General features: G+C 44.9%; 25 protein-coding genes. 17 read left to right on the top strand and 8 right to left on the bottom strand.

Annotated features, from left to right (window positions below; all coding sequences use genetic code 11):
* Nucleotides 1-170: 170 nt before the first annotated feature.
* Nucleotides 171-383, bottom strand: a complete 213-nt coding sequence (locus AC5O63_RS06930; RefSeq protein ID WP_494504406.1) for an alternative ribosome-rescue factor A — start codon at nucleotides 381-383, stop codon at nucleotides 171-173.
* A gap of 353 nt (nucleotides 384-736) precedes the next feature.
* Between AC5O63_RS06930 and AC5O63_RS06925 the strand changes: the two genes are divergently transcribed.
* From AC5O63_RS06925 to AC5O63_RS06915, 3 genes are all read left to right on the top strand, one after another.
* Entirely contained in the window at nucleotides 737-946 is a 210-nt protein-coding gene (locus AC5O63_RS06925) for a cold-shock protein (protein ID WP_004745419.1), read from the top strand.
* A 69-nt stretch (nucleotides 947-1,015) separates the two neighbouring features.
* The gene (locus AC5O63_RS06920) at nucleotides 1,016-1,555 is read left to right on the top strand and encodes a YaeQ family protein (protein ID WP_494504405.1); all 540 of its coding nucleotides are present in this window, start codon (nucleotides 1,016-1,018) and stop codon (nucleotides 1,553-1,555) included.
* Entirely contained in the window at nucleotides 1,548-2,087 is a 540-nt protein-coding gene (locus AC5O63_RS06915; RefSeq protein ID WP_494504404.1) for a hypothetical protein, read from the top strand. Before AC5O63_RS06920 ends, AC5O63_RS06915 begins: the two co-directional genes overlap by 8 nt.
* 80 nt (nucleotides 2,088-2,167) lie before the next feature.
* Here AC5O63_RS06915 and hmpA read toward each other — a convergent pair whose 3' ends face one another.
* Nucleotides 2,168-3,343: an NO-inducible flavohemoprotein gene (gene hmpA, locus AC5O63_RS06910; RefSeq protein ID WP_239824742.1), complete on the bottom strand. Its 1,176-nt coding sequence runs from the start codon at nucleotides 3,341-3,343 to the stop codon at nucleotides 2,168-2,170.
* 255 nt (nucleotides 3,344-3,598) lie between these two features.
* On the opposite strand from hmpA, the gene norR reads away from it, so the two are divergent.
* The 9 genes from norR (at nucleotide 3,599) to AC5O63_RS06865 (ending at nucleotide 13,194) form a co-directional block, all read left to right on the top strand.
* A complete protein-coding gene (gene norR, locus AC5O63_RS06905; RefSeq protein ID WP_494504403.1) occupies nucleotides 3,599-5,185 on the top strand; it encodes a nitric oxide reductase transcriptional regulator NorR in 1,587 nt (528 codons plus the stop codon).
* Between the two features lie 88 nt (nucleotides 5,186-5,273).
* Nucleotides 5,274-5,633: a glutaredoxin family protein gene (locus AC5O63_RS06900; protein ID WP_367937991.1), complete on the top strand. Its 360-nt coding sequence runs from the start codon at nucleotides 5,274-5,276 to the stop codon at nucleotides 5,631-5,633.
* A 15-nt stretch (nucleotides 5,634-5,648) separates the two neighbouring features.
* Nucleotides 5,649-6,260 carry an HAD family hydrolase gene (locus AC5O63_RS06895; RefSeq protein ID WP_494504402.1) on the top strand — a complete coding sequence of 204 codons (612 nt, stop codon included), beginning with the start codon at nucleotides 5,649-5,651 and terminating at the stop codon, nucleotides 6,258-6,260.
* A 97-nt stretch (nucleotides 6,261-6,357) separates the two neighbouring features.
* Complete coding sequence (locus AC5O63_RS06890; protein ID WP_494504401.1) at nucleotides 6,358-6,978, top strand: NAD(P)H-dependent oxidoreductase; 621 nt, start codon at nucleotides 6,358-6,360, stop codon at nucleotides 6,976-6,978.
* Nucleotides 6,975-8,894: a monovalent cation:proton antiporter-2 (CPA2) family protein gene (locus AC5O63_RS06885; protein ID WP_494504400.1), complete on the top strand. Its 1,920-nt coding sequence runs from the start codon at nucleotides 6,975-6,977 to the stop codon at nucleotides 8,892-8,894. The genes AC5O63_RS06890 and AC5O63_RS06885 overlap by 4 nt, the downstream gene beginning before the upstream one ends.
* A 179-nt stretch (nucleotides 8,895-9,073) precedes the next feature.
* Nucleotides 9,074-10,411, top strand: coding sequence for an MATE family efflux transporter (locus tag AC5O63_RS06880; protein WP_494504399.1), 1,338 nt, complete (start codon nucleotides 9,074-9,076; stop codon nucleotides 10,409-10,411).
* A 204-nt stretch (nucleotides 10,412-10,615) separates the two neighbouring features.
* A complete protein-coding gene (locus AC5O63_RS06875) occupies nucleotides 10,616-11,530 on the top strand; it encodes a DMT family transporter (protein WP_494504398.1) in 915 nt (304 codons plus the stop codon).
* A 121-nt stretch (nucleotides 11,531-11,651) separates the two neighbouring features.
* Nucleotides 11,652-12,554 (top strand): DMT family transporter, encoded by a 903-nt coding sequence (locus AC5O63_RS06870; RefSeq protein ID WP_494504397.1) that lies wholly within the window; start codon nucleotides 11,652-11,654, stop codon nucleotides 12,552-12,554.
* Nucleotides 12,555-12,594: 40 nt separating this feature from the next.
* A complete protein-coding gene (locus AC5O63_RS06865; RefSeq protein ID WP_069668335.1) occupies nucleotides 12,595-13,194 on the top strand; it encodes a glutaredoxin in 600 nt (199 codons plus the stop codon).
* 108 nt (nucleotides 13,195-13,302) lie between these two features.
* On the opposite strand, the gene AC5O63_RS06860 is transcribed toward AC5O63_RS06865, so the two are convergent.
* The 3 genes from AC5O63_RS06860 to AC5O63_RS06850 form a co-directional block, all read right to left on the bottom strand.
* On the bottom strand, nucleotides 13,303-13,440 hold the full coding sequence (locus AC5O63_RS06860; protein WP_004745434.1) for a hypothetical protein: 138 nt from the start codon (nucleotides 13,438-13,440) through the stop codon (nucleotides 13,303-13,305).
* A gap of 81 nt (nucleotides 13,441-13,521) precedes the next feature.
* Nucleotides 13,522-13,872 carry a hypothetical protein gene (locus AC5O63_RS06855; RefSeq protein WP_494504396.1) on the bottom strand — a complete coding sequence of 117 codons (351 nt, stop codon included), beginning with the start codon at nucleotides 13,870-13,872 and terminating at the stop codon, nucleotides 13,522-13,524.
* A 51-nt stretch (nucleotides 13,873-13,923) separates the two neighbouring features.
* Entirely contained in the window at nucleotides 13,924-15,102 is a 1,179-nt protein-coding gene (locus tag AC5O63_RS06850) for a multidrug effflux MFS transporter (protein ID WP_494504395.1), read from the bottom strand.
* Between the two features lie 114 nt (nucleotides 15,103-15,216).
* Here AC5O63_RS06850 and AC5O63_RS06845 point away from each other — a divergent pair, with 114 nt between their 5' ends.
* Complete coding sequence (locus tag AC5O63_RS06845; RefSeq protein ID WP_239824752.1) at nucleotides 15,217-16,098, top strand: LysR family transcriptional regulator; 882 nt, start codon at nucleotides 15,217-15,219, stop codon at nucleotides 16,096-16,098.
* A gap of 125 nt (nucleotides 16,099-16,223) precedes the next feature.
* A complete protein-coding gene (locus tag AC5O63_RS06840; protein ID WP_494504394.1) occupies nucleotides 16,224-18,077 on the top strand; it encodes a bifunctional diguanylate cyclase/phosphodiesterase in 1,854 nt (617 codons plus the stop codon).
* Nucleotides 18,078-18,105: 28 nt separating this feature from the next.
* Here the strand turns inward: AC5O63_RS06840 and AC5O63_RS06835 are convergent, their stop codons facing one another.
* Nucleotides 18,106-18,564, bottom strand: a complete 459-nt coding sequence (locus AC5O63_RS06835; RefSeq protein WP_171319876.1) for a hypothetical protein — start codon at nucleotides 18,562-18,564, stop codon at nucleotides 18,106-18,108.
* 59 nt (nucleotides 18,565-18,623) lie between these two features.
* A complete protein-coding gene (locus tag AC5O63_RS06830) occupies nucleotides 18,624-19,145 on the bottom strand; it encodes a nicotinate-nicotinamide nucleotide adenylyltransferase (RefSeq protein ID WP_494504393.1) in 522 nt (173 codons plus the stop codon).
* A gap of 178 nt (nucleotides 19,146-19,323) precedes the next feature.
* Here AC5O63_RS06830 and nadE point away from each other — a divergent pair, with 178 nt between their 5' ends.
* Nucleotides 19,324-20,151, top strand: coding sequence for an NAD(+) synthase (gene nadE, locus AC5O63_RS06825; protein WP_494504392.1), 828 nt, complete (start codon nucleotides 19,324-19,326; stop codon nucleotides 20,149-20,151).
* Nucleotides 20,152-20,202: 51 nt separating this feature from the next.
* Here the strand turns inward: nadE and AC5O63_RS06820 are convergent, their stop codons facing one another.
* The gene (locus AC5O63_RS06820; RefSeq protein WP_494504391.1) at nucleotides 20,203-21,303 is read right to left on the bottom strand and encodes a 1-acyl-sn-glycerol-3-phosphate acyltransferase; all 1,101 of its coding nucleotides are present in this window, start codon (nucleotides 21,301-21,303) and stop codon (nucleotides 20,203-20,205) included.
* Between the two features lie 188 nt (nucleotides 21,304-21,491).
* Here AC5O63_RS06820 and AC5O63_RS06815 point away from each other — a divergent pair, with 188 nt between their 5' ends.
* Nucleotides 21,492-22,103, top strand: coding sequence for an AraC family transcriptional regulator (locus tag AC5O63_RS06815; RefSeq protein ID WP_494504390.1), 612 nt, complete (start codon nucleotides 21,492-21,494; stop codon nucleotides 22,101-22,103).
* An 85-nt stretch (nucleotides 22,104-22,188) separates the two neighbouring features.
* Complete coding sequence (locus AC5O63_RS06810) at nucleotides 22,189-24,057, top strand: methyl-accepting chemotaxis protein (RefSeq protein WP_494504389.1); 1,869 nt, start codon at nucleotides 22,189-22,191, stop codon at nucleotides 24,055-24,057.
* Nucleotides 24,058-24,107: the final 50 nt, after the last annotated feature.

The following is a 24,107-nucleotide window of genomic DNA, read 5'->3' as shown; positions in this document are numbered from 1 at the left end:
CCTATTACAGGAGAATGGTAGTTAGAGGACAATCAATGGTTATTAACTATCTGAGAAATATACGATAGTGAGTAGGAAGGAGTGCTGTATCTATTGAGGTGTATTCCGCTTGTAAGGCAGTCAATTTAAGCTAAAAGCTCATGAAAAAAGCCCTATTCAAACTTCGCTTGTTAAGCGGCTTTTGAATAGGGCTCTTTACCCTTGTGTTTCATGTTGCGCTGATAACTCCCTTTGCCTTTTTTCGCTTTCTCTACCTTGGCTCTGTAGAGCTTACTGGTTACCATCGCTTTTAGGGCGTTGTCTTTTACTTGCCCTCTACCCATCTCGACATCATGGATGAGGACAACCTCTCCAATGTCACCTTTTGCTTTGTTCTTAGCCATGCGGCCTCCACAATAAATGATTAAATATTAGCCAGAGAATAGTAAAACGATACAATCTACTAGCCAAACGAATGTTACACTATTTATACGCTAATCAGTAATATTTTCGAAACTATACCTAGCGCAAATTTCTAGTGAAAACACGATATTAAACTGTACAAAGCTCCTTATTTTTATTGACTTAGTTGCACTTCGCTTTAGACTGGATCGCAGCTAGAAAACGGTTCTTGTTTAATTTCGCCGTTTCGTTGGATTACTTGAATATCTACCGCAACGTCGTACGCAATAGCAATCTCCTTTTCCACGCTATCGGTGCCGTATGGCTTTTACAAGGTTTATCAAGGATATACATTATGTCTAACACTGTTACTGGTACAGTTAAATGGTTCAACGAAACTAAAGGCTTTGGTTTCATCCAGCAAGAAAACGGCCCAGACGTTTTCGCACACTTCTCAGCAATCACTGGCGACGGTTTCCGTACTCTAGTTGAAGGCCAAAAAGTTGAGTTCGTAGTATCTCAAGGTCAAAAAGGCCCACAAGCTGAGCAAATTAAAGTACTTTAATTGTCTAGTACTAAAGATTTACAATAGCCAGCATTACGCTGGCTATTTTTTTGACTATAAGTAAGGCTCATGGCTCTTAAACCAACTATCTATAAATTCCGAATTTCTCTTTCCGACACCAACCGCGACTTGTACGACTCTACACAGCTTACTGTCGCACAGCACCCATCAGAAACAGTACCACGAATGATGGCGCGCATTTTGGCCTTCTGTGTTAAATGGCAGCCGGAACTAGCGCTAACAAAAGGCTTATCAACCACTGAAGAGCCGGATCTTTGGGTCAAGTCTCTCGACGACCAAATTCAACTTTGGGTGGATATCGGGGAGCCATCCCTTGATCGCATTAAGAAGTCTTGCCGCTTGGCTAAGAAAGTGGATGTTTTCTCTTTTAACAGTAAGTCCGATGTTTGGTGGGAACAGACCAAAAATAAAGTCCACCAGTATGATGCGAGCATCTACCGCTTTGACTGGAACGGTATCGAAGCACTATCAGAGATTGTCGAACGCAGTATGGATCTATCCGTGATGATCACTGGAGATAGCCTGTTTGTTGACTCTGACAAAGGGTCATTTGAGATTTCTCTAGAGAGCTTACAGTCGAATGACTGATTTGGAGCAGCAACTCAAAGCGATAGGAGCTGACACTCTGCCGTCATTGGTTGCTCTATCTAAAGCTTGGGATTTGTTTTGTCAGGCTCACTCACCTTTGTTTGAAAAAGCGCGACAAAACAAACCGGAAAGCCCTGTTTCCAATCACCTACTTGGCATTCTGACTAAGGCTCATGTCGAAGCGAGCAGTTACGTGCAATCTAACGCCGCGTCTATGCAGGTAATGCATCAAGCATTCACTGACAATTTAGGTCAAGAGCACGCAGGAAAGTTTGAAGAGCAAGGAATGGATCAACTGATCCTTTGTACTCATCTGTGGTTGTATATCCAAGGTTATCTAAGACTCGATTTTAGTCTTGCCAACGATCATGCACAAAACACGGCTGAGCTTATCTCCTCAGTTAATAAACTTGATGTTCAGTCGCTGAGAACAGAATTCTTGTCGAGCTACTATCACGGGTCAGAACGCTCCCCTATTCAAGCTTCGGGGTCATTTAACCCTATCACTTGGCTTAAGAAGTTATTCAGCTAGTCTAACGGTGACAGCACCGCGTAGTGATGAACCAAAATCGAAAGGCCCTCGAAATGAGGGCCTTTTTAATATTGCTCAGATTATAGGTAAGTATGAGGGCCGAACACTTCGTAGTGAATTCGGTCGCGGTCAACGCCTAACGCTTCTAGTTGACGTACCACTGATTCCATAAAGCCTACTGGACCACATAGATAGAAATCTGCGCTGCCAAGAGGTAGTTCCTTCGCAACTAGGTTCAAATCTAGCTCACCAGAAAAGTCGGCACTTGCTTCATTTAAGTACCAAGTGAAACGCTTCCAGTTGTTCTGCTGTACAAGCTGCGCAGTTTCATCTTTGAATGTGTGTTGCTTTTGGTCGTTACATGCATATAGAACGCTCACATCTTTCTTACCTTGCGAAGCGAGGGTTTGCATCATAGATTGAATCGGAGTTGCACCCACGCCCGCTGAAATAAGTACCACTGGTTGCTGCTTTTCTTGGTAATAGAAGTCACCCGCTGGAGCATAAAGACTCACTTTATCGCCTTCATTCACTTCGTCATGGAGGAAGTTAGATACTAAGCCTTTATGTTCACCGACTTCGCGTTTCACTGAGATTCGGTAATCGTTGCCATTCGGCTTTTGAGACAGAGAGTACTGACGAATTTCGTTGTAATCACCTTGGCTAGGCTTTAGCTCAATACCAATGTATTGACCTGGTTGGTAATCCAATACCTCACCACCATCTTCTGGCTCTAGCACAAAGCTAGTCACTAGCTCTGATTCTGCCTTTTTCGACTTCACAACAAAGCCACGTGCATTTTGCCACCCACCCACGGCTTGCTTACGTTGTAGATATAATTCGCCCTCGCGATCGATGAATACCTGAGCAAGGAAAAGGTACGCAGCGGTCCACGCTTCTTCCACTTCTGGTGTGAAAGCTTCTGTCGCCAGTTCACGCAACGTTTCAATAAGGTGGTGACCGACAATTTGGTAGTGCTCTGCTTGGATGTTAAAGCTAGTATGTTTGTGAGCAATACGTTCAACTGCAGAAGTCAGCGCTTCCAGGTTCTCAATGTTTTTCGCATAAGCCGCAACCGCTTCGAAAAGAGCCACACTTTGACGCCCTGTTTTTTGGTGGGTCATGTTAAAGATATCTTTTAGCTCTGGGTTGTGGCTAAACATTCTTTGGTAGAAATGCTGAGTCAACGCCGGGCCTGCAGACTCTAGAAGTGGAATAGTGCTCTTTACGACTTCGATATGTTGGTTGTTAAGCATTAGGACTTACTCCTCAGTAGTTATAGTTAGTTATATTTAAGTTTTTTATACCCCTTAACAGCACGAAGTGTGCCAACTTCAGAATCCCTTTAAACTACTAGTTTTATTGCTATTTTTCGGTTAGAAAAAGTCATTACGACACTTTTACAATAGGTCAAATTGACATTAATAGGTTGCAATACCGCATTCAGTGTGATTAATTTAGCAACATCCGATTTAAATTGGGTTTCTCCTGCCCCCGCTGTTGGTAATTTTATGCAAGATATCTCTGTTTCAACCCTCATTGATATGACAATTGGTCTCGCTCGCGGAGACAACGATCAAGATAGATTCAACAACCTACTTGATGCCATTCGTAAATCGATTCAGTGTGACAGTGTCGCGCTTTTGTCACGTCAAGGAGACACACTAGTCCCGCTGGCTCTACAAGGTTTAACCCGCGACACATTAGGTCGTCGTTTTAAGATAGACGAACATCCACGATTTGCCCGAATCTGTGAGTCGAAAACCGCGGTAAGATTTGACGCCGATAGCGATCTTCCTGATCCGTTTGATAATTTGCTCCTCGATTACGAAGGCGATTTACCGATGCACTCGTGTATGGGCTTACCTTTACTCTATGCAGATAAACTGCTTGGCGTCTTAACTCTTGATAGCTTAACGCCAGGCGTGTTTGAGCAGTTTCCAACTCGCAGCTTAGATGCACTCTCGGCTATTGCAGCTTCTACACTAAAAGTCGCGCTCACGGTAAGCCAACTAGAACAACAGGCAAAACAAACCCAACAACGCTTTGAAGAGCTTAATGAGGACGCTTGGGATCGTGATGGTGGGGATATCATTGGTGACAGCGCAGCGATGCAAGCTTTGAAGGCCGACATTGAGGTCGTCGCTCCATCCAGTTTCAATATTTTGATTCATGGTGAAACTGGTGTCGGCAAAGAGCTTGTCGCACGAAGCCTGCACCACTTATCACCACGTAAAAAACAGCCCTTGGTGTATGTAAACTGTGCCGCTATTCCCGAAAATTTGGTCGAAAGTGAACTGTTTGGGCACGTTAAAGGCGCCTTCACTGGCGCAGATAAATCTCGTTTAGGCAAGTTTGCCTTAGCCGATGGCGGAACGCTTTTCTTAGACGAAATAGGAGAACTGCCCCTTGCAGCACAAAGCAAGATTCTACGTGCACTGCAAAACAATGAGATCCAACCGGTCGGGCAAGACAAGGTAGAAACCATCGACGTTCGCGTTTTAGCCGCTACTAACCGAGATCTCAAAGAAGAAGTTTCTGAAGGGCATTTCCGCTCAGATCTCTACCACCGATTAAGCGTCTACCCAATTACCGTCCCAGCACTTCGTGAAAGAAACGGCGACATTGTTTTACTCGCCGGTTACTTTCTTGAACAAGCAAGACGTAAGCTTGGTATTGTCCAGATCAAGCTAGGTAAAGATGCACAGCTTCTTCTTTCTCGCTACAACTGGCCGGGCAATGTTCGTGAACTTGAACATGTCATCAATCGAGCAGCACTCAAAGCACGAGCCCGCGGTAAAAACGGTAAACTGATTACGGTATCAATCGAAGACATCGGTGAACTACAGTCTATTGTTTCGGGCAACGATACGGCGCTTGACTCCTCTAATGCGATCGTAGAGTTAGACATCTCGTTGGGACTGCGCGAAGCCACCGAAGAGTATCAACGTAAAATGATCGTTTCAGCCTTAACCGAGGCGGAGTTTAATTGGGCCAAAGCGGCACGTGCACTAAAAACCGATCGCGCCAACCTGACTCGTTTGGCTAAACGCCTTGGTATCGAAGTTACCAAGAAACATCAGGTGAAAGTTAGCTGAGCTTTTAGGATTCAAGAATGATCACATCTCGGTTACAATGCGTAACGTAAATGTCATCTGAAGTTAGAATTATATAAATAGGATTGTTATGAAGTTTATCCGCTGGTTTTTAGGACGCGTTATCCTACTGCTCAACTTTGTCTTCTCACCAAAAGGGGTTAAGCGCTCGAACGAAGCGCAGCAAGAGGTAGACACCAAAGCACAGTCACTCGCACTGTATCAGTTCGAAGCATGTCCGTTCTGTGTAAAAGTGCGCCGAGCAATGAAACGTCAATCGGTAAAATTTGACCTTCGTGATGCAAAGAACGATCAGACGCACCGCTCAGAACTTGAAGCAGGTGGTGGAAAAGTAAAAGTCCCTTGTCTAAGAATTGAAAAGGACGGAGACGTACAATGGATGTATGAGTCTTCGGATATTGTCGCGTACTTGGAGAAAGAGTTCGCATAAACATAAGGATTGTCTATGTCACACATACCATTGAATATTCGCGATATCAAAGCCATTGTTTTTGATTTGGATAATACTCTGGTGAGCTCTGACATGGACTTCCGTTGGCTAAGAGAGCAAATCGGCTGCCCGCTCGATAAAGACTTGCTCTCTTTTGTTGACCAATTGGACTGTGATCAAACCTCTCAACAAGCCAATGCGCTTATTCTCCAACATGAGCTAGACGACGCTAATTCATCGCACCCTATGCCCGGATGCCAATCTTTGATTGAGTTTATCCATTCTAATCAACTCTTAACTGCGATTATTACTCGAAATTGCGCCCAAGCCGCAGAACAAAAAGTCTCTCACAACGCACTCAAAATCCCACGTATTATCACCCGAGAGCACTTCCCACCTAAACCAGCTCCTGATTCGCTGGTATCTCTCGCCGACGAGTGGAACTTAGAACGTCATCAAATCCTTTATGTCGGAGATTATCTCTATGACTTACAAGCTGCCTTTAATGCAGACATGCCCTCTTGTCTATTAACACATGGCAAACCTACAGACTTCTCGGCGCATGCCTCTTTGGTTGTTGAGCACCTGCATGATTTAGAACAAGCGTTTGCTCCATTTCATCAATAGCTCGCGCTCGCATTAGTGGCGTAAATATAATCACTATGTAACAATTAGTTTCTGTGCCCAATTTCGAGAAATGGCCTTTAAATCAGTGAGATAGTCTATGTCTGAAAACAAAGTTCTTGTGCTTTACGCTCACCCTTCACCTCAACGCTCTGAAGTGAATCAACACCTCTTTAAAGCAGCAAAAAAGGTTGAAGGCGTTACGGTTGTTGATCTTTACCATGAGTACCCGACCTACCACATCAACATAGATATAGAGCAGCAAAGGCTAGTTGACCATGATGTGATCATTTTTCAGTTTCCCCTCTACTGGTACTCCACGCCTGCAATTTTAAAAGAGTGGCAGGATCTCGTTTTGGAATATGGGTTCGCCTACGGACAAGACGGCACTGCGCTGCATGGCAAAAAATTCCTCTGCTCTCTATCGGCAGGGGGTAAAGCCGATGCTTACCAAACTGATGGGTACAACCATTTCACGATTCGCGAGTTGCTCCATCCGTTGGAGCAAATGGCAACGCTGACAGGCATGCAATACCTCGCCCCCTTTGCACTGTTTGGTGCGCGTACTGCTCAAGAAGATGGACGAGTGATATCACACGTTGAAAACTGGTCAAGCTTGCTAACCAAGCTCGTCGCCAACGAGATAGATTTCGAACAAGCGAGTAAACCAGAAAAACTCAATCATTATCTCGCCACATTAGTGAAAGAGGACGAAGCATGACAGGTTACTTTCTCCAAGCCTTTATATACCTTGTAGCGGCTGTGATTGCTGTGCCTATCGCCAAACGATTAGGGTTAGGTTCGGTTCTTGGTTATCTCATCGCGGGCGTCATTATCGGCCCGATTATTGGGCTAGTAGGCGAAGAAACCACAACCATTCAGCACTTCGCTGAGTTTGGTGTTGTGATGATGCTATTCTTAGTCGGTCTTGAGCTAGAACCTAAGATGCTCTGGTCGATGCGTAACCGTCTATTGGGTCTTGGAGGCCTGCAAGTTGGCGGTACAACCGCCGTTGTTATGGCAATTGCCCTATATTTCGAGCAGCCGTGGACTATCGCGTTAGCAATAGGCTTAATCTTTGCGCTTTCATCGACTGCGATTGTTCTTCAAACCTTTAATGAAAAAGGCTTAACGAAAACTGAAGGCGGACAGAACGCATTTTCGGTTCTGCTATTCCAAGATATCGCCGTTATTCCAATGCTGGCGTTTATTCCGCTACTTGCTTTGCCGGAGTTAGTCGAACAGACGCAAAATGCCGTTGGTGCCGCCGCTGACCACCATGAAGAGTTAAGTTTAGTTGCAGGCCTTCCGGGTTGGGCCTATGGCTTAGTCATCATCGCTTCTATAGTGGGATTAGTCGTTGGCGGCCACTTCTTAAGTCGCCCTCTGTTTCGCTTCGTTGCCAGCTCAGGTCTACGTGAAATATTTACCGCTACTGCACTGATGTTAGTGGTAGGGATAGCGGCATTGATGAGCTTAGTCGGGCTTTCTCCGGCATTAGGTACATTCTTAGCAGGTGTTGTTCTTGCCAACAGTGAGTTCCGCCATGAGCTTGAATCCAATATCGACCCATTTAAAGGGCTTCTACTTGGATTATTCTTTATCACCGTAGGTGCAGGCATCAATTTTGGTATTTTATTCAATGACTTTGCGCTTATCATTGGCTTGACGATTGGAGTCATGCTGCTCAAAGCACTCGTCCTCTATACTTTGGCGTTTATTTTCCGCATCAAGAATAGTGACCGTTGGCTGTTTACTCTTAGCCTTGCTCAAGCGGGTGAATTTGGATTTGTGCTGCTTAGTTTTACCGTGCAAAACCATGTTATTCCACATGACATCGCTCAAACGCTTTCGCTCGTTGTAGCGCTGTCTATGTTCCTTACACCGGGACTGTTCATTCTGTTCGATAAGGTGATCTTACCGCGCTTTGAACAGCAATCGAATGATCAAGAAGCCGATACCATTGAAGAGCAAGGCACTGTGATTATTGCGGGGATTGGGCGCTTTGGTCAGATTGTTAACCGCCTATTGGTTGCTAACGGAATTAAAACGGTCGTCCTTGATCAACAAGCGGCGCAAGTTGATGTTATGCGACAAATCAATACTAAAGCTTATTTTGGTGATGCAAGCAGACCAGACTTGCTCCATACCGCAGGGATTGAAGACGCAGCGATGATCGTTATCGCTATCGACAATCCAGACACCAGTGTTGAACTGACCAAATACGTCAAGCATACCTATCCGAAAGTGAAGGTGTTAGTGCGCGCCTTTGACCGCGGCCATGGCTATCTACTGAGACAAGCTGGGGCTGATATTGTCGAGCTTGAGACTTATCACTCTGCTCTGGAACTCGGTGCGCACGCGATGCGCTCTTTGAACTACCACCCATTTACTGTCGAGCAGCAAAAATCAGCCTATAAACGTGTTGAAGACAAGAAGTCTGACATCCTGTACCAAGCTTGGGAAGATGACTCTGAGGGTGAACGCTTTGATAATAACTATCGTAAACTGTTTATGCACCTTGAAGAGCAAATCAAACTGGCGATACAAGCTGACCGCAGCGACCGCCATGAAGGTGGAGAACGAGGTTGGACTCCTCCTCCCAAAGGGTATGCGGATGAGTTTAAAGAAGAGTAATTTTCCTGTTTTTCTAGATTTAGACTTGAATTCTTACACAGCAGTAACGATGTAACAGTAACTTGAATGAAAACCGAGGCATCAAGCCTCGGTTTGTCTTTATAGCAATCAGGATAAATAGATGATTAGATATTTATTCCTGTTGGTATTACAACTGGTGAAATAAACTAAGCTCAATTATGACTGTAACGACACAAGAAACATCCCCTTCGCTGGGGCAACAGCTGTTCAAAATGACCTGGCCAATGCTCTTTGGCGTGTTGTCTATTATGAGTTTCCAATTGGTAGATAGTGCGTTCATCGGTCAGTTGGGTATTCTGCCTCTTGCTGCACAAGGTTTTACCCTGCCAATTCAGATGGTGATCATCGGTATTCAGGTTGGTTTGGGTATCGCGACAACCGCTGTGATTGCCAAAGCCATTGGAGCGAATCAAGAGCGCTATGCTAAACAACTCGGCGGCCTCGTGATTGCAATGGGAAGCATTGGTGTCGCGCTATTTTCAGTCATTATCTACCTATTGCGTGAACCGATTCTGTCTCTGCTTAGTGCTCCGGATAGTGTTCTTCCTATCATTGATAGCTATTGGATTTACTGGCTAGTCAGTGCTTGGGTAGGTGCCGTGCTCTATTTCCTTTACAGCGTATGTCGTGCCAACGGCAACACTATGTTGCCTGGCACCATGATGATGGTCACCAGCCTTCTCAACTTAATCCTCGATCCTATCTTTATTTTCACTCTAGATATGGGGATCAACGGAGCAGCTATTGCCACCATTCTCGCCTTTGGTATCGGTATTTTGATTGTCGCCCCTAAGGTGACTCGCAAACATTGGATGAGTTTCGATTGGAGCGATTTGAATGTGGTTAAAAGCGTGCGTTCAATTGGTAACATCATGGGCCCAGCAATGATCAGTCAATTGCTGCCGCCACTATCGTCAATGTTAGCCACAAAGCTCCTCGCTAGCTACGGCACGGCAGCGGTTGCAGCATGGGCACTCGGCTCTCGCTATGAATTCTTTGCGATTGTTTCAGTGCTTGCCCTGACCATGTCAATGCCGCCTATGGTTGGTAAGCTACTCGGTGGGAACAATTTAGCCGACATTCGCAAGCTTGTGGTGATTGCGTGTAAATTCGTTATCGGTTTTCAGATCGTTATCGCAGCTATCACCTTACTCACCTCTAATTGGCTCGCATTGCTAATGACCAGCGAAGCAGAAGTAGAAACCATCCTAAATTACCATCTGATGATCGTACCATTTAGTTTGGGGCCTTTGGGCATCTGCATGCTGATGGTTTCAATTTCAAACGCACTTGGCAAATCCTATACCGCCCTGACTATCTCAGCTCTGCGCCTGTTTGCCTTTTTCCTACCTTGTTTGTGGTTAGGTGCACAGCTAGGAGGGATTCAAGGTCTTTTTTGGGGTGCATTCGGCGGTAATATCCTAGCGGGCATATGCGCTTGGTCTATGTACCAAAGAGCATTAGGACAAATTGAAGCTAGGCTACAATCAGCATAATTTGTTGATTGCAATCTAAAGCATATGTCGATAGTCTAAAAACTCATCATATAGGAATAATTATGAAATTCACGTTTACCTACCTTTGGCTCCTTCTCCTTAATGCCTGTAGCCGGTAGGTAACCTCCTGTCTGGCTGCGAGAAACGTAGCCAGAACACCACTTTTCTCGTAGCCACCACTCTCAAAGAAAGGATACGAGAAACATGACTGAAGAAGCACACGTCGCCCCCTCATCTAGCTCACCCATCTCTCAAATTGGGATTTTGCTTGCGCTAGCTGGTTGCATCCTCTTTTCGATAAAACCCGTTTTGGTCAAAGTTGCCTACCAATATGGTGGCGATGCAACCTCTATTATGACTCTGCGTGCGTTTAGCTCTCTTCCACTCTACCTACTTATGCTCGTTTACCTTTGCAGAAAATCTGAAAACCGAAGTAAAGTTAAACAACATGGCTTTAAAGCTGCCGCTATTGGTGTGATGGGCTACTACGTGGCAAGTTTCCTTGATATTGCCGCGCTGGAGTTTATTACCGCCCAGCTAGAACGATTATTGATCTTCTTGTTTCCTACTTTTGTCGTGCTGATCAGTTGGGCTTTGTATCAGCAAAAACCTAGCCGCACAGTGATCGTCTCTGCGTTGATTGGTTACCTAGGTATCAGTTTTATTGTTGTTCATGACTTTAAGACCCTAGGGCAATCCGTGCTTCTTGGCAGCTTACTCGCTATTGGTTCAGCACTGGTGTTCGCGTTTTATCTTGTATGGAGTAAGCCGCTTATCGGCCACCTTGGTAGCTCACTGTTTACCAGTATTGGTATGGGGAGCGCCGGACTGGCTATTTTGGTTCACTTAGCGTTGAGCGGCGCCGATATTGCGACTTGGAGTCGCGAGCTAATCGTAACTGGCGTACTACTTGGCATATTCTGCACCGTATTGCCTTCGTATTTGGTCGCCGCCGCGATGGCAAGACTGACACCAACAACCTTGAGCCTAACAAGTAATATAGGCCCAGGAATTACCGCTGGAATGGCGGTCGTGGTACTCGATGAAGTGTTTACGATCTGGCATGCATTGGGGCTTGTTCTTGTCGTCGTGTCGGTTTACACCTTAAATAAAAAGTAACCCTGCACCAAACTTTGCTGAATCATTCTAATCGTTTGTCCAACACGCTCAAATTCGTCAGGTGACCTGAGCTAAATAACATCGTATGATTCAGCTTATCTATTTTTCAGACACTTATATCATGAGCACCCAAAACCACCACCCTCTTCAAGGCGCTAGTTGGATGCTAAGCGCAGGACTGGCTTTTGCCATCGTAAATAGCTTGGCTCAAGTGGCGAGTATCAATTACGGTCTTTCTTCGACAACGGTTGCCCTGATTCAATATGCAATCGCACTTGTGGTTATTCTGCCCTATTTAAAAACACTAGGTATTAGGCAGTCACTGCGTACGCAGAATCTAGGATTGCATATTTTACGCGTCTTCTTAGCGGTGATAGGTATCCAACTGTGGCTATGGGCACTTGCCTACCCTGTACCGATTTGGCAAGGCATCGCCCTACTGATGACTTCGCCATTATTTGCGACGATCGGCTCTGGGTTAATCCTTAAAGAGAAAGTAGGCGCGGCTCGTTGGGGTGCTACCCTCACTGGCTTTATTGGTGCCATGATCATTTTAGAACCTTGGGCAGACGATTTTAGCTGGGCAACGCTTCTTCCTGTCGGTGCGGCGTTCTTTTGGGCCTGTTACGCGCTGATGGTGAAAAAGCTTTCTTCGCAAGACTCTCCGTCAACCATGGTTGTCTACCTACTCATACTCATTACACCGTTTAACATTTTGCTCGCTCTACCAGACTGGCAACTGCCAACAGGTGGAACATTATGGCTAATATTGATTGGGGCAGGAGCTATGACAGCGCTGGCGCAGTGGGCTATTGTTAAAGCATACTCAGTGGCAGATGCTTCGTTTGTTCAACCCTTTGATCACGCGAAACTGCCATTAAATGTGTTAGCGGGTTGGATGGTATTTGGCTGGGTACCACCAGGTAGGCTTTGGCTTGGCGCGGCGATCATTATCGCTTCTGTGGCTTTCATTACCCAATGGGAAGCAAAAAAGCCAAAAAAGTTGAAAGAAATTTCAAGCTAGACCGTTCTAATTAGTCATAGCTTTTAACGGAGAAACCTCTATGACACAACCAATCAAATTAACACTTTACCGCTGGGCTGGCAGTTGGGGACCATTCAAAGTCAACATTCCTTGCGGGGAGTGTACTCTGACCAAAGATATCCTTAAGGACACATTCGAAAATGAACTTGCCGGTATCCCAGTCGAGCTTGAAGTGAAAGATTGGTTATCTCATTGGTGGGAACCGTTGAAAGTAGGTGCATGGCACGCGCCTATTCTGATGGTCGAAGGCAAAGTGGTAAGCCAAGGGGAAGCGCTAAACCGTGGCGTGCTCGTGCAATCTATTATTCAAGAATGGACTAAGCGCGATACTCTAAAAGGCAACATTGTTTATGGTAAGGCGACTTGCCCTTATTGTGTCAAAGCGAAAAAGATCTTAGATGAAGCTGGCATTGAATACGAATACTACGATGTCGTTAAAGACAGCGCTGCCCTTTATCGAATGATCCCTGAAGTAAAAGCTATCATTGGTGAGAAGACGCCGGTTACCGTTCCTCAAATCTGGCTGGATGGTCATTACATTGGTGGTGCCGATAACCTTACCGCTTGGATTGAAGAGAAAGGGCTAAGCACAGTGCCAGACAACGTGGTTTCTCTGTAAGCTCTGCTCTCCACCAAGCAAAAACGACAAAGCCCCGCTGATTGTAGCGGGGCTTTGTTTTGATGAGCCAGACAGCTTCGCTCGCCTCACTCATAAAATCCTTTTCAACTACGCGCTGATTACTTTTTTCATCATACGTTTGATAAAAGAAGTCTTCTTTGCTTTAGGCTTGCCATAAAGAGCATCTTGCATGGCTTGCTTAGCGATCATCTGACCTAGATATGCGTTGCCTAATTCGTGATTCATGATTATCTCCTCAAAGTAAGGAGCGTGATTTTAATCACAATTAGATTAAAAACAAGATCTAAATCACATTAAATTTAACAACTAAGCGCGTTTTGGTTGTTGATAGGTTTTTCCAGCCACTTGGTAGGTATCTTTGCGCTTCACATCAAACATGACATCAAAGAACCAAGCAACAAAATGGATCACATCATCGCCTTCATCCATCACGTGCTCGACAAACTCTTGCTCTTCACCTTGCTCGTTAGCCTGTACTGTTACGTGATAGATACGCTTAGCGCCATCGACTTCTGCCAACGCAAATTGCCCAGTTAGTGATTGAGCGGCTTCCGCCACTTCTTGGTCTTCGCTTGCTTTCAGTACTTCTAAGGCTTGCGGCAGGTTCTCTTTGTCACATAGCGACTTAACTAGCGTTTCAAAATCTTTAAGTTCCATTGATTCAGTCTCAACATAGAAAATTGCGGGCATTGTATACCCAACGCGCGATCAAGCAAACTTTTGCTGAGCGACGAGAAGCTTTTTCGATGATATTAGAACCAAACCCATCGTAGTTGCTGAGATGAGATAGAAAACTCCCATGCTCATTTGGCTTTGCACCCAATGCTCGACCAAATAGCCTCCAAATGCCCCTGATAAACACATTTGTACTGCCCCTGATAGTGCAGACACTGAGCCCGCCTGTCGTTTATGTGGTTCAAGCAGCATGCTAATCGAAAGCGGTGTCGCAAGACCTTGGGCAATCGTCAGCAAAGTAAACGCCCACACGAGATTAAACAGAGTGACTTCGCTAACCAGTAACCACAGCCCAGCAACCATCATCGTCGAGATAGCCAAAGATAAGATCTGCTTGGTATCTAAATAGCGGTTCACCACATTAAGCAGTAAGCTCCCCATCATTAAGCCAGCTGACGGTATGATCATAACCGAGCCATATTCTGCCGCCGTTAGACCAAGTTGATGCTGCAATATAAACGGCATAACAGATAACGACACAACACTCGTTAGGTAGGTCACCCAGTTATAACTTGCACTAGAGATCACCTGCTTATTGGTCATTAAGCTGCCATAGTTTTTAATCACACTCACCAAGCTAAATTGTGTCTTTCCATAGGTCATGGTTTCTGGGAGAACGAAATACCCCAATGTAAAGATGGCGATTAGATAGAGCAAAACGAACATAAACACCGCTTCCCAGCCCAAATAGAAAGCAATCCAGCCCCCCATCACTGGCGCGATGATCGGCATAATAGAAGCCGTAATAGAAATATAAGATAACGCTTTAGTTAACTGTGAACCTTCGTAGCTATCTCGCAGCACGCTTCGACCAAGAACCGAAGCACTACCCGCCCCTAAACCTTGCAAAAAGCGACCAATAATCAGCACGGTTAGGTTATCGGTGAAAGTAACGCACATGACAGTGGCAGCTAAATAGATCCCCTGCCCGAGGATAAATACCGGACGGCGACCAATGGCATCAGACAAAGGGCCGTAAAAGAGTTGAGATAGACCAAAAGCGACGAGAAAAACGGTGACTAAAAGTTGTACGTCGGCTTGCCCTACATTCAGACTGTTACTGATCATCGGCAATGAGGGAAGATAGATACTGACACCAACTTGTCCCGTCGCGATGATCATCATTGCTAACAAAATAGGTGTTTTTTTCATAGTAGCTCCTCATTAAATCCGACAATAAAGCGAGTTTAAATTAGCCACTATTCAATGATAATATATCGATATGGAAAGTGATTAATTCCCAAAAAGAAACAATAAGGTGGCATTATGGATTGGATTCAAAGTGTGCAGAGTTATATTCGTGTCGTTGATGAAGGCAGTTTTAACGGCGCGGCAAGAACGCTCAACACCACCAGCTCAGCGATCAGTAAACGCATCCATTGGCTAGAAGAACGCATCGGTGTGCAGTTGCTAAAACGCACGACTCGCTCCGTCACGCAAACTGAAGCCGGCGCCTTATTTTATGAACGTGCTAAGGTGCAACTTGATGGTTGGCAATCGATAGTTGACGAAACACGCTCGGTATCTCAAACGCCTGCCGGATTGCTGAAAATAGGTGCGACTCTGGCCGTGGGATCAAAGTTTCTTGTTCAGTACTTAAACGACTTTTTGCAGATGTACCCTGACATTCGCATTCAACTGATCACAACCACGCCCGGTCAATTACCCACATTGAGTTTGGATCTGTTTATCAGCCGTGAAATTGAACAACTCAACTCGCTGAGTTTCAAAGCCACCCCTCTTTTTGAGCATCGAGCCGGTTTCTATGCGTCTCCAAGTTATATTGAGCAGTTTGGTGAGCCGCAAAGCTTTAAAGAGCTTACCCAACACAACATGTTGGTATGGGGAGAGAGAACCCAAAGAGAGATTTCCCTGACCAATGGGCATAAGATTCTGCTCAATGGCAACTTCGCTACATCTAATCCAGAAGCTCTTTTTTATGCTGCAAAAAGTGGCATGGGACTGCTACTCACTAACGATGTGATGATCAAAGAAGATCTTAAGCTCGGGGCATTGCAACGTATTCTACCAGACATAACTGCTGATGAAGCAACGGTTTACGCCTACTACCCAAAACTCGACTATCAGCATACACGTACTAAACTATTTTTAGACTATCTTAAAGAACGCCTTTCCAACCAAGAATAAGCTTTGTTTACCGAACATAGAGCCTATATTTGACATTTGCAATAATATGCGACACGTACCATATTTAATGAGTAACTAAATTGATAATTAAGTGATACAAATCACAATAACAGTGAGTTACCAATATGGTTAGGACAACGTCAGTACAGAACTCGTTAAGCGTCGAGACGATTAACGATACGCTCAGCCTCGATGGGCAAGATCTTCTCAATAAAGCCACGTTGGAGCTTCAGCAATACTCGAACTCATTTTGTACATGTATTATTGAGCTTGATCAGTTTACCAACCGTTCAACGCTCCTCGCCTCTTCTAGCGGCGTAAAATTGCAGCGCGATGATTATCTCGCGCCGCTCACTCACAGCACTTGTACTTTTGTGATTAAGTCTAATCAGGACTACATCGTCTGCGATTCGGATGCCAAAACGCTCCACCCTAACGAGCAATATATTTCTGAGCATGATATCGAGTCGTATCTGGCAATCCCCCTTAAAACCAGTAATGGTGAGGTTTTAGGTATCTTGCTGTCCGCCTATACTCACGCTCTGGAGCCCAACACCAGAGAGGAGCTGATATACAACCACAAGCTATTTGCCAATATCGTCACCCACAACCTTAAGTCGAAATGGCTAACGGCACGTTCAGAGACATTGGTTGATCAACTCAGTTATGAAGTATCCCACGACAATCTCACTGGGCTACTTAACAGAAGTTATCTTTCTGATAAGCTTGAGAGGCTAAGCCAAACACAAAACATTCCCTTTACGCTGGCTTATTTGGACATTGATAACTTCAAATCTATTAATGACTTATATGGAAACTATATTGGCGATCAACTGATAAAGTTTGTTGCCAATACCATCAAGGAAGCAATAAAAGACGAACAATTCACCTTTCGAATTGCCGGGGATGAGTTCGCCTTTATTACCCAAGCTAGTGACCCCTTCAAGGTCTGCTACACCATCATTAAGAACCTAGAAAAAGGCTACCAAGATCCTTCGCACAAAATTAAGTTCACAGCGAGCATCGGCTTAGCAAAAAACATCAATCAAAGCCTATCCGCCGACCAAATCATTCTCAATGCCAGTTTAGCGCTAAAGGATTGTAAGCAGTCTCGTCATGTACACGTACAATGTTACGATACCCATTTAAGTGCTCAATACTATCGTAAAGCCCTGATTATTGACGCATTGAGAACAGAACTCGCTAAAGAGTCCATTAGTGATAGCGAACTATATGTCGCAGTGCAGCCCATTGTTGAACGTGACAATAACAATTGGGACTACTTCGAAGTTCTCGCCCGTTGGCAAAGCCATGCTCTTGGGACAATTTCACCACTTGAGTTTATCGATGCCGCGGAGCAATCTGGGCTTATTGTCGAGTTGGGTGAGCACATCGTAGAGCTGGCTTGTAAAGCCAAGCTAGCACTGGAAAAAGGACTGGGGCATGGCGTTCGTCTGAGCCTCAATTGCTCGGCACACGAGCTACACAATTCGAATCGTTACTTACAGCACTTACTCGACACCATAAAACACTACGGTTTTAAACCTGATGAGTTCACCATTGAACTGACAGAGACGGTACTTCTATCGCAGACCGAGGAAGTGAAGAAGATCCTCAACAAGCTAAGATTCCTTGGTTTCAAAGTGGCACTCGATGACTTTGGTACTGGGTATTCAAGTCTCAACTATATCCATAGTTACCCAATCGACTGCATCAAGATAGACGCGACCTTTATTCGCAATATGCATACCAATGAAACCGCCGAACGAGTGGTATGGCTTATCGTCCAGCTTGCTAAACAATTGAATCTCTCTTTGGTCGCGGAAGGTGTTGAGGATCAAGAAGCGCTTGAAAAGCTCTATGACATGGGGTGCAGTCAGATTCAGGGTTACTACTTCTCAAAGCCGGATAAACCACAGAACATCATAAATCAAAGCTTTGAACGTATAACCCAGCAGCAACAAGTGTCTAACGGATAAGTTCTAGATAGGAAAGTTAGGCTGACGCTTAGAAAGGCACTTCGACCTGCATCATGAAGTCACCGTCATACTGCTCGTGCCAACGATAATCGAGTCGCATGCGCGGTGTACCTGCATCCATATCGCCAAAACCCAGGCTCAGCTGCACACCATGGCTCCTGATCCAGTTTTCGGTGTTCATCTCTTTGAGCTGATCTTCCAACTCATTGGGTACCCAGACTCCAACACCAAAATAGTTGGACGAAGCATTATTTGAAATCAGTGGATTGGTCTCGTTGCCCAGTAGCCAATCTGACCAGTATGAGGAGTGATCGGTTTTCTCTGCAAGGGTCAGATCTACAAAAGCTTCATTTGTCACAGTGTCATCAATCTCTAGATCAAAGATTGTTGTACATGCTGGGCTTGAGCCTTCAAACATTAACGAATGCGCAGACACATCCTCTTGGTACAACTCGCAAGCCGCAGCAAGTGGAGAGAACGATAACATCACACATATCATTCCACACTTTAACATTCACACCTCAAATATATAGAACGAAGTCCTATTTAATAATACTCCTTTTCGCGCAATTTGCGTAATACTTTTGGTGTAACCAACGTTGAGACATCACTGCCTTGTTTAAGTCCATTGCGAATATCCGTACTTCTCACTTGTACTTTCTCAGGGCAGCATAATAGAGACCAACGATTGACGATCTCTTCCGCTTTGTAAAATTTAGCAAAGCTAAGCAGGTTATCTGGCCCCATAACAAAGGTGAGTTCACTGTCTGGGTATTTAGCCTCTAAAGCTTCAAGTACGGCATAAGTCGTTACACTGCTTTCTGGGGAATAGAGAGACTCTTCAATCGTAGAACGCTCTACGTTATTCACTTGTAAGTCTTCGATAAAAGCGTCAACTAGCTCGCATCGAGCACTGTATTCCAACATCTGTTTCCCCCAAGCGTGAGCAATGCTTGGCAGCAACAGAACTCGATCAAAATGGGTTAAAGACTCGATCACGCTTTTGTGACCCAGACTTGGTGGGTTAAAAGCGCTTCCAAATACAGCAACTTTGCTCTTTTTATTCATTTACTCTTTATTGAAAACTGTGATCGCAGTTTTCTAATTCCTTGATTGCGGTATGATATAGGCACGTGACTTTAACACGTTCACTTCAGCATAAATATGCCTTGCTGAGGTAGACCTGTTAAGGCTACCAACTTTATTACCCAATTTTAAACTACATTGCTTGCAGGAAGGAAACATAATGGAACAGTTGATTCGCGATGAAATGCGCGTTCTGCCGTCGATCGATCCTCATTTTGAGATAACACGTCGTGTCGACTTTATTAAGCGAAAACTTCAAGAAGCAGGATGCAAATCTCTGGTTCTCGGTATCAGTGGTGGTGTTGATTCAACAACGTGTGGTCGTTTGGCGCAGCTTGCTGTTGATCAATTAAATGAAGAGTATAATGGCGGCTACCAGTTCATTGCAGTTCGACTGCCTTATGGCGAACAGAAAGACGAAGATGAAGCACAGCTTGCTCTTCAGTTTATTCAGCCGTCTCATTCGGTTTCCGTTAATATTAAAGCAGGTGTCGATGGCCTTCACGCGGCAAGCCACACAGCACTAGAAGGGACTGGGCTACTTCCTGAAGATAAAGCCAAAGTTGATTTTGTAAAAGGGAATGTTAAAGCCCGTGCACGAATGGTCGCTCAATACGAAATCGCGGGTTATGTTGGTGGATTAGTGATTGGTACTGACCATTCTGCCGAAAACATCACTGGCTTCTACACCAAATTTGGCGACGGTGCCTGTGACCTTGCTCCTCTATTCGGTCTAAGCAAGCGCCAAGTGCGTGAAGTGGCTGCGACACTAGGTGCGCCAGAACTATTGGTGAAGAAGGTCCCTACCGCGGATTTAGAAGAGCTAGACCCACAAAAAGCGGACGAAGATGCGCTTAACCTTACCTATGAACAGATTGATGATTTCCTAGAAGGCAAGCCAGTATCAGCTGAAGTGACTGAGCGCTTAGTTCACATCTACAAAGTGACTCAGCATAAGCGTCAACCAATTCCAACCATTTACGATTAACGTAAAAACAAAATAGCCTCTCAATTGAGAGGCTATTTTCTATTCTATTGCCTAAGGGCGATTCTTGACCGGATTGGCGTAACTGGCCACTAAAAATGGCTGCGCGTCTTGCGGTAATAAATTGAGTTTGTCAGCCAATGTCGCTTTCACATCTTCACCGACATCTTCGTTACCTGCTGCAAGCTGATTAATTGGGAACAACTTGTAGTTTGCATGTACTTGACGATCAATCTCTTCGGCTAATGCTTCTGGCGTTTCGAAGTCTTGCTCAATCACATCACCAAACGCGACATGCACATGGCCTTTATCACCCACGATGCCTTGGATAATGCTTTCAATATCTTCGAATTCGCCTTTCTCGTAGCTCCCCACTGAATCTTTAGCGTGCAGCTCTATCGCTTTGGCAATATCACAAGGGTCATTCTCATAAGAGATGGCAACTGGCACAATCTTCAAAGATTTAATGTACTCAGGGAATGAAAGCTTTTGTTTGCGGCCTTCCACATGAAACATTTTTAGGATCGCTGGATCAGTAAAGTCGTTGCCATCTTTCGCGCGACCTTCTTTTTGTGCAATCCAAATTGAATGACCAGTTTCTAGCGAGTGCTTGATGTAACCAGACAGCGTTCCTAATGCCTTCATCATTTCACGTGGACCTTTTGCCGAACGTTTAACAATAAAGCTTTTGTTGAGCTTCATTAGCTCTGTCGCACAAGGCTTTTTCAGTAGGTTATCACCAATCGCAATGCGCACGGTTTTATGACCACTTTCGAACAGACCATAGTTAACAAGTGCCGGATCCATCGCGATATCGCGGTGATTAGAAACAAAAAGATACGCTTGCTCGGGATCTAGATTTTCTAGCCCGCTGTATGTGACACCTTTAGTCGTGGTTTTAAGCGTTTGATCAAGATACTTCTTTACTTCTAATTGAATCGTCTCAACTGAGTTCAGTTTTGACCACTTCATCTTAAGGTAGATCTTAACCATTGGAGACATTAAGGTCTTAAACCAGCCTGCATGGTTAGAAAAGCGGTGCTGTAAAATCGCACTGATGAATTCTTCATCGTTAACTAAGCGGTCAATTGCCGCTGGAATTTCGTCATCGTTATAAGGACGAATTTCAATAAATGGGTCTGTGTTTGTCGTCATTATTTTATACATTAGGTAAAAAGCGGGACTATTCTACGCATAGAAACCGTTCTTGGCAGCTATAGTTCTCTCAGATTCGTTAAGGTCAGACCAGACTAATTCTTCGAATTTGCGCTATAACTTGCACAAAGTTGGCTTTTTTTCCAAGAAACGTTAATCTTAGCGCCCCGAAATTAGAGATTGCCCCCATGCACCACGCTATATCTTTTCATTCAGAACTCAATGAATTTCTTATATGTAAACCGCGTAAGAAGTCGTTAAAGCATCAACTTATCGGCGTTAAGCAAGGTTTGGTGTTAGTCAAACTTGGAAAGTTGGAATATGCCGTGGAAGCAGGTCAGTCGTTCTGGCTACCGTTTGACACACTTACCTCGCTTACATACACGCCCAATACCATCGTTAATTCCGTCAGTGTCTCTTCTCGCGTTGTAGCACCGTTTCCTAAACAGGGTGGCTATATCCAAGCTGGAGAGCTTCTGTCAGCACTGTTAAACCGTTTAGAAAGTCTCAATGGTCACCATGAAGGTCAAATAGATCTGCTTAAAGTCGTACAAAGCGAACTCACAACGCTAAAGCCTGAGCTAAAAGAGACTCGATACACAAAGCAGATTAATCAGTGGCAGGTCGATAAAGAGTCTTCGCTTTCCAATGAACTCAAGTTAGTGCTGCGAGTTCGTGAAGCCAACAAGCAGATGCAATCCGGTAAGAAACGTCTGATAGTTATCGAATCTTTGTTCGATGGCAACGACGCTTTATTCACAAGTCTTGAGCAAACCATTCTAGGTCGGCAAATATCATAAAAGTTCGCGCTTTTACTGGCTGAATACCCATTTCATAACTATAGATCTATAAGTAACTGCTTTATTTGTAGATGAGGATTTTGAAATGAAATTCAGCCATAAAATTGTGGCCGCTTCGTCTGTCTTGCTTTTAGCGACTGTCACCCTTCTTACACTGCAACAGTATCACACCGTTAAGAGCGAAATTAAGACGCAAGTTACCTCAAGCGTTACCGAAATCGTCGACGGTGTACGAAACACTACCGCCGCAGAAATCAATGGCCGTAAAGCCATCGCCGCATATGCGACCAGCATGCTCGAAGTTGACCTGTCTCCTGACGCTGTCACGTCTGTCATTACCCGCCCTATTGTTAAAGACACCTTTTTATTAGCGGGCCTAGGCTTTGAGAGTGATGGTTCAAACATCAACAACGACCCTTCTTGGAATCCTGGACCTACTTGGGATCCAAGGGTTCGACCTTGGTACATTGACGCTAAAAACTCTGGAAAGCTTGTGATTACAGCGCCGTATGCCGATTCTGCAACTGGCGAGATTTTGGTTTCAATTGCCACACCAGTGCGTGAAAACGGCCAGTTTATAGGTGCGATATTTTATGACGTGAGTCTTGCGGCACTGGCTGAAGTGGTCAACAAAGTGCAGCTATTTGATGCTGGCTATGTATTTATTGTCGCGGGAGACGGCACCACCATCGCCCACCCAACTACTGAGTTGAACGGCAAACCTATGTCTGACTTTTTAGGCAATGCCCCCATCCAAAATGATCCGCAACAAGCAATGATTGATGGTAAAGCCTACACTCTCGATTTTTCTAAAGTGCCAGGTGAAGATTGGTACATTGGGGTAGTCCTAGACGAAGAAGTGGCGTACCAATCACTAGCAGATCTTCGCAACAGCTCAATTATTTACACCATCATTGCCTTAGTGATTAGTATTGTAATTCTACTCGTTCTGATTAAGACCTTAATGCGGCCACTAGATACTTTAGCTGATGCCATTCAGGATGTCGCGACAGGTCAAGGTGATTTAACTAAACGACTCGATACCAACACAGATCAAGAATTCTCGACTCTGGCTTCAGGATTTAATGAGTTCACAGGAACCTTACAGCAACTGATCACGCAATCGAAAGCGATTGGGGAAGAGATATTACGTGGCTCAGAAATGACCTCGATGGGGCTGCAAGAGTCCGCTTCCGCAATGCAAGACCAATTGCACGAACTGGAGCAACTTGCCACCGCGATGCATGAAATGGCTACGACTTCAGGGGATGTCGCCAATAATGCTCAAGGTGCCGCTGCAGCCGCTCGTGAAGCCGATGAGGCTACCAGCACAGGTACAGCGGTTGTTAGTGAAACAACTCACGCCATCGACAACTTATCTCAAAAAATTGACGAAGCCGTTGAAGAGGTGAAGGTTCTAGAATCCGCGACCGATAATATTGAAACTATCTTGAAGGTGATTAACGATATCGCCGATCAAACCAACCTACTCGCCCTTAACGCCGCGATTGAGGCAGCACGTGCAGGTGAATCTGGTCGAGGGTTCGCAGTGGTTGCTGACGAAGTTAGAACCTTGGCACAACGTACTCAGGAGTCCACCACCGAGATTCGCAATATGATTGAACAGCTTCAAGCGGGTGCAAGCTCTGTTTCAAATGCGATGAACATGAGTAAGAGCACCGCCACCAGTGCCGTTGAGCGAGCTCAAGAGGCCAATGTCGCTCTGGAGCGCATTCGTGATGCGATTCAGCAGATCAGCGATATGAATATCCAAATCGCTTCTGCGGCAGAGGAACAAAGCTTGGTTGCTGAGGAAATTAACGGCAATACAGTGAAAATCAAAGATCTTTCAACTCAAGTCGCTGATGCCGCTGAGAATGCCAACATTGCCATGCAAGCACAAACCGAAAATATTCGAGAGCAAGACTCTATCTTGAATAAATTTACTGTTTAGAACAACGTTAGAATCAAGAGGCGCACTCGATTTAAGTGCGCCTCTTTTGC

This window comes from Vibrio sp. SCP2, from assembly GCF_059295395.1.
This window is presented reverse-complemented; position numbering and strand designations above follow the sequence as displayed.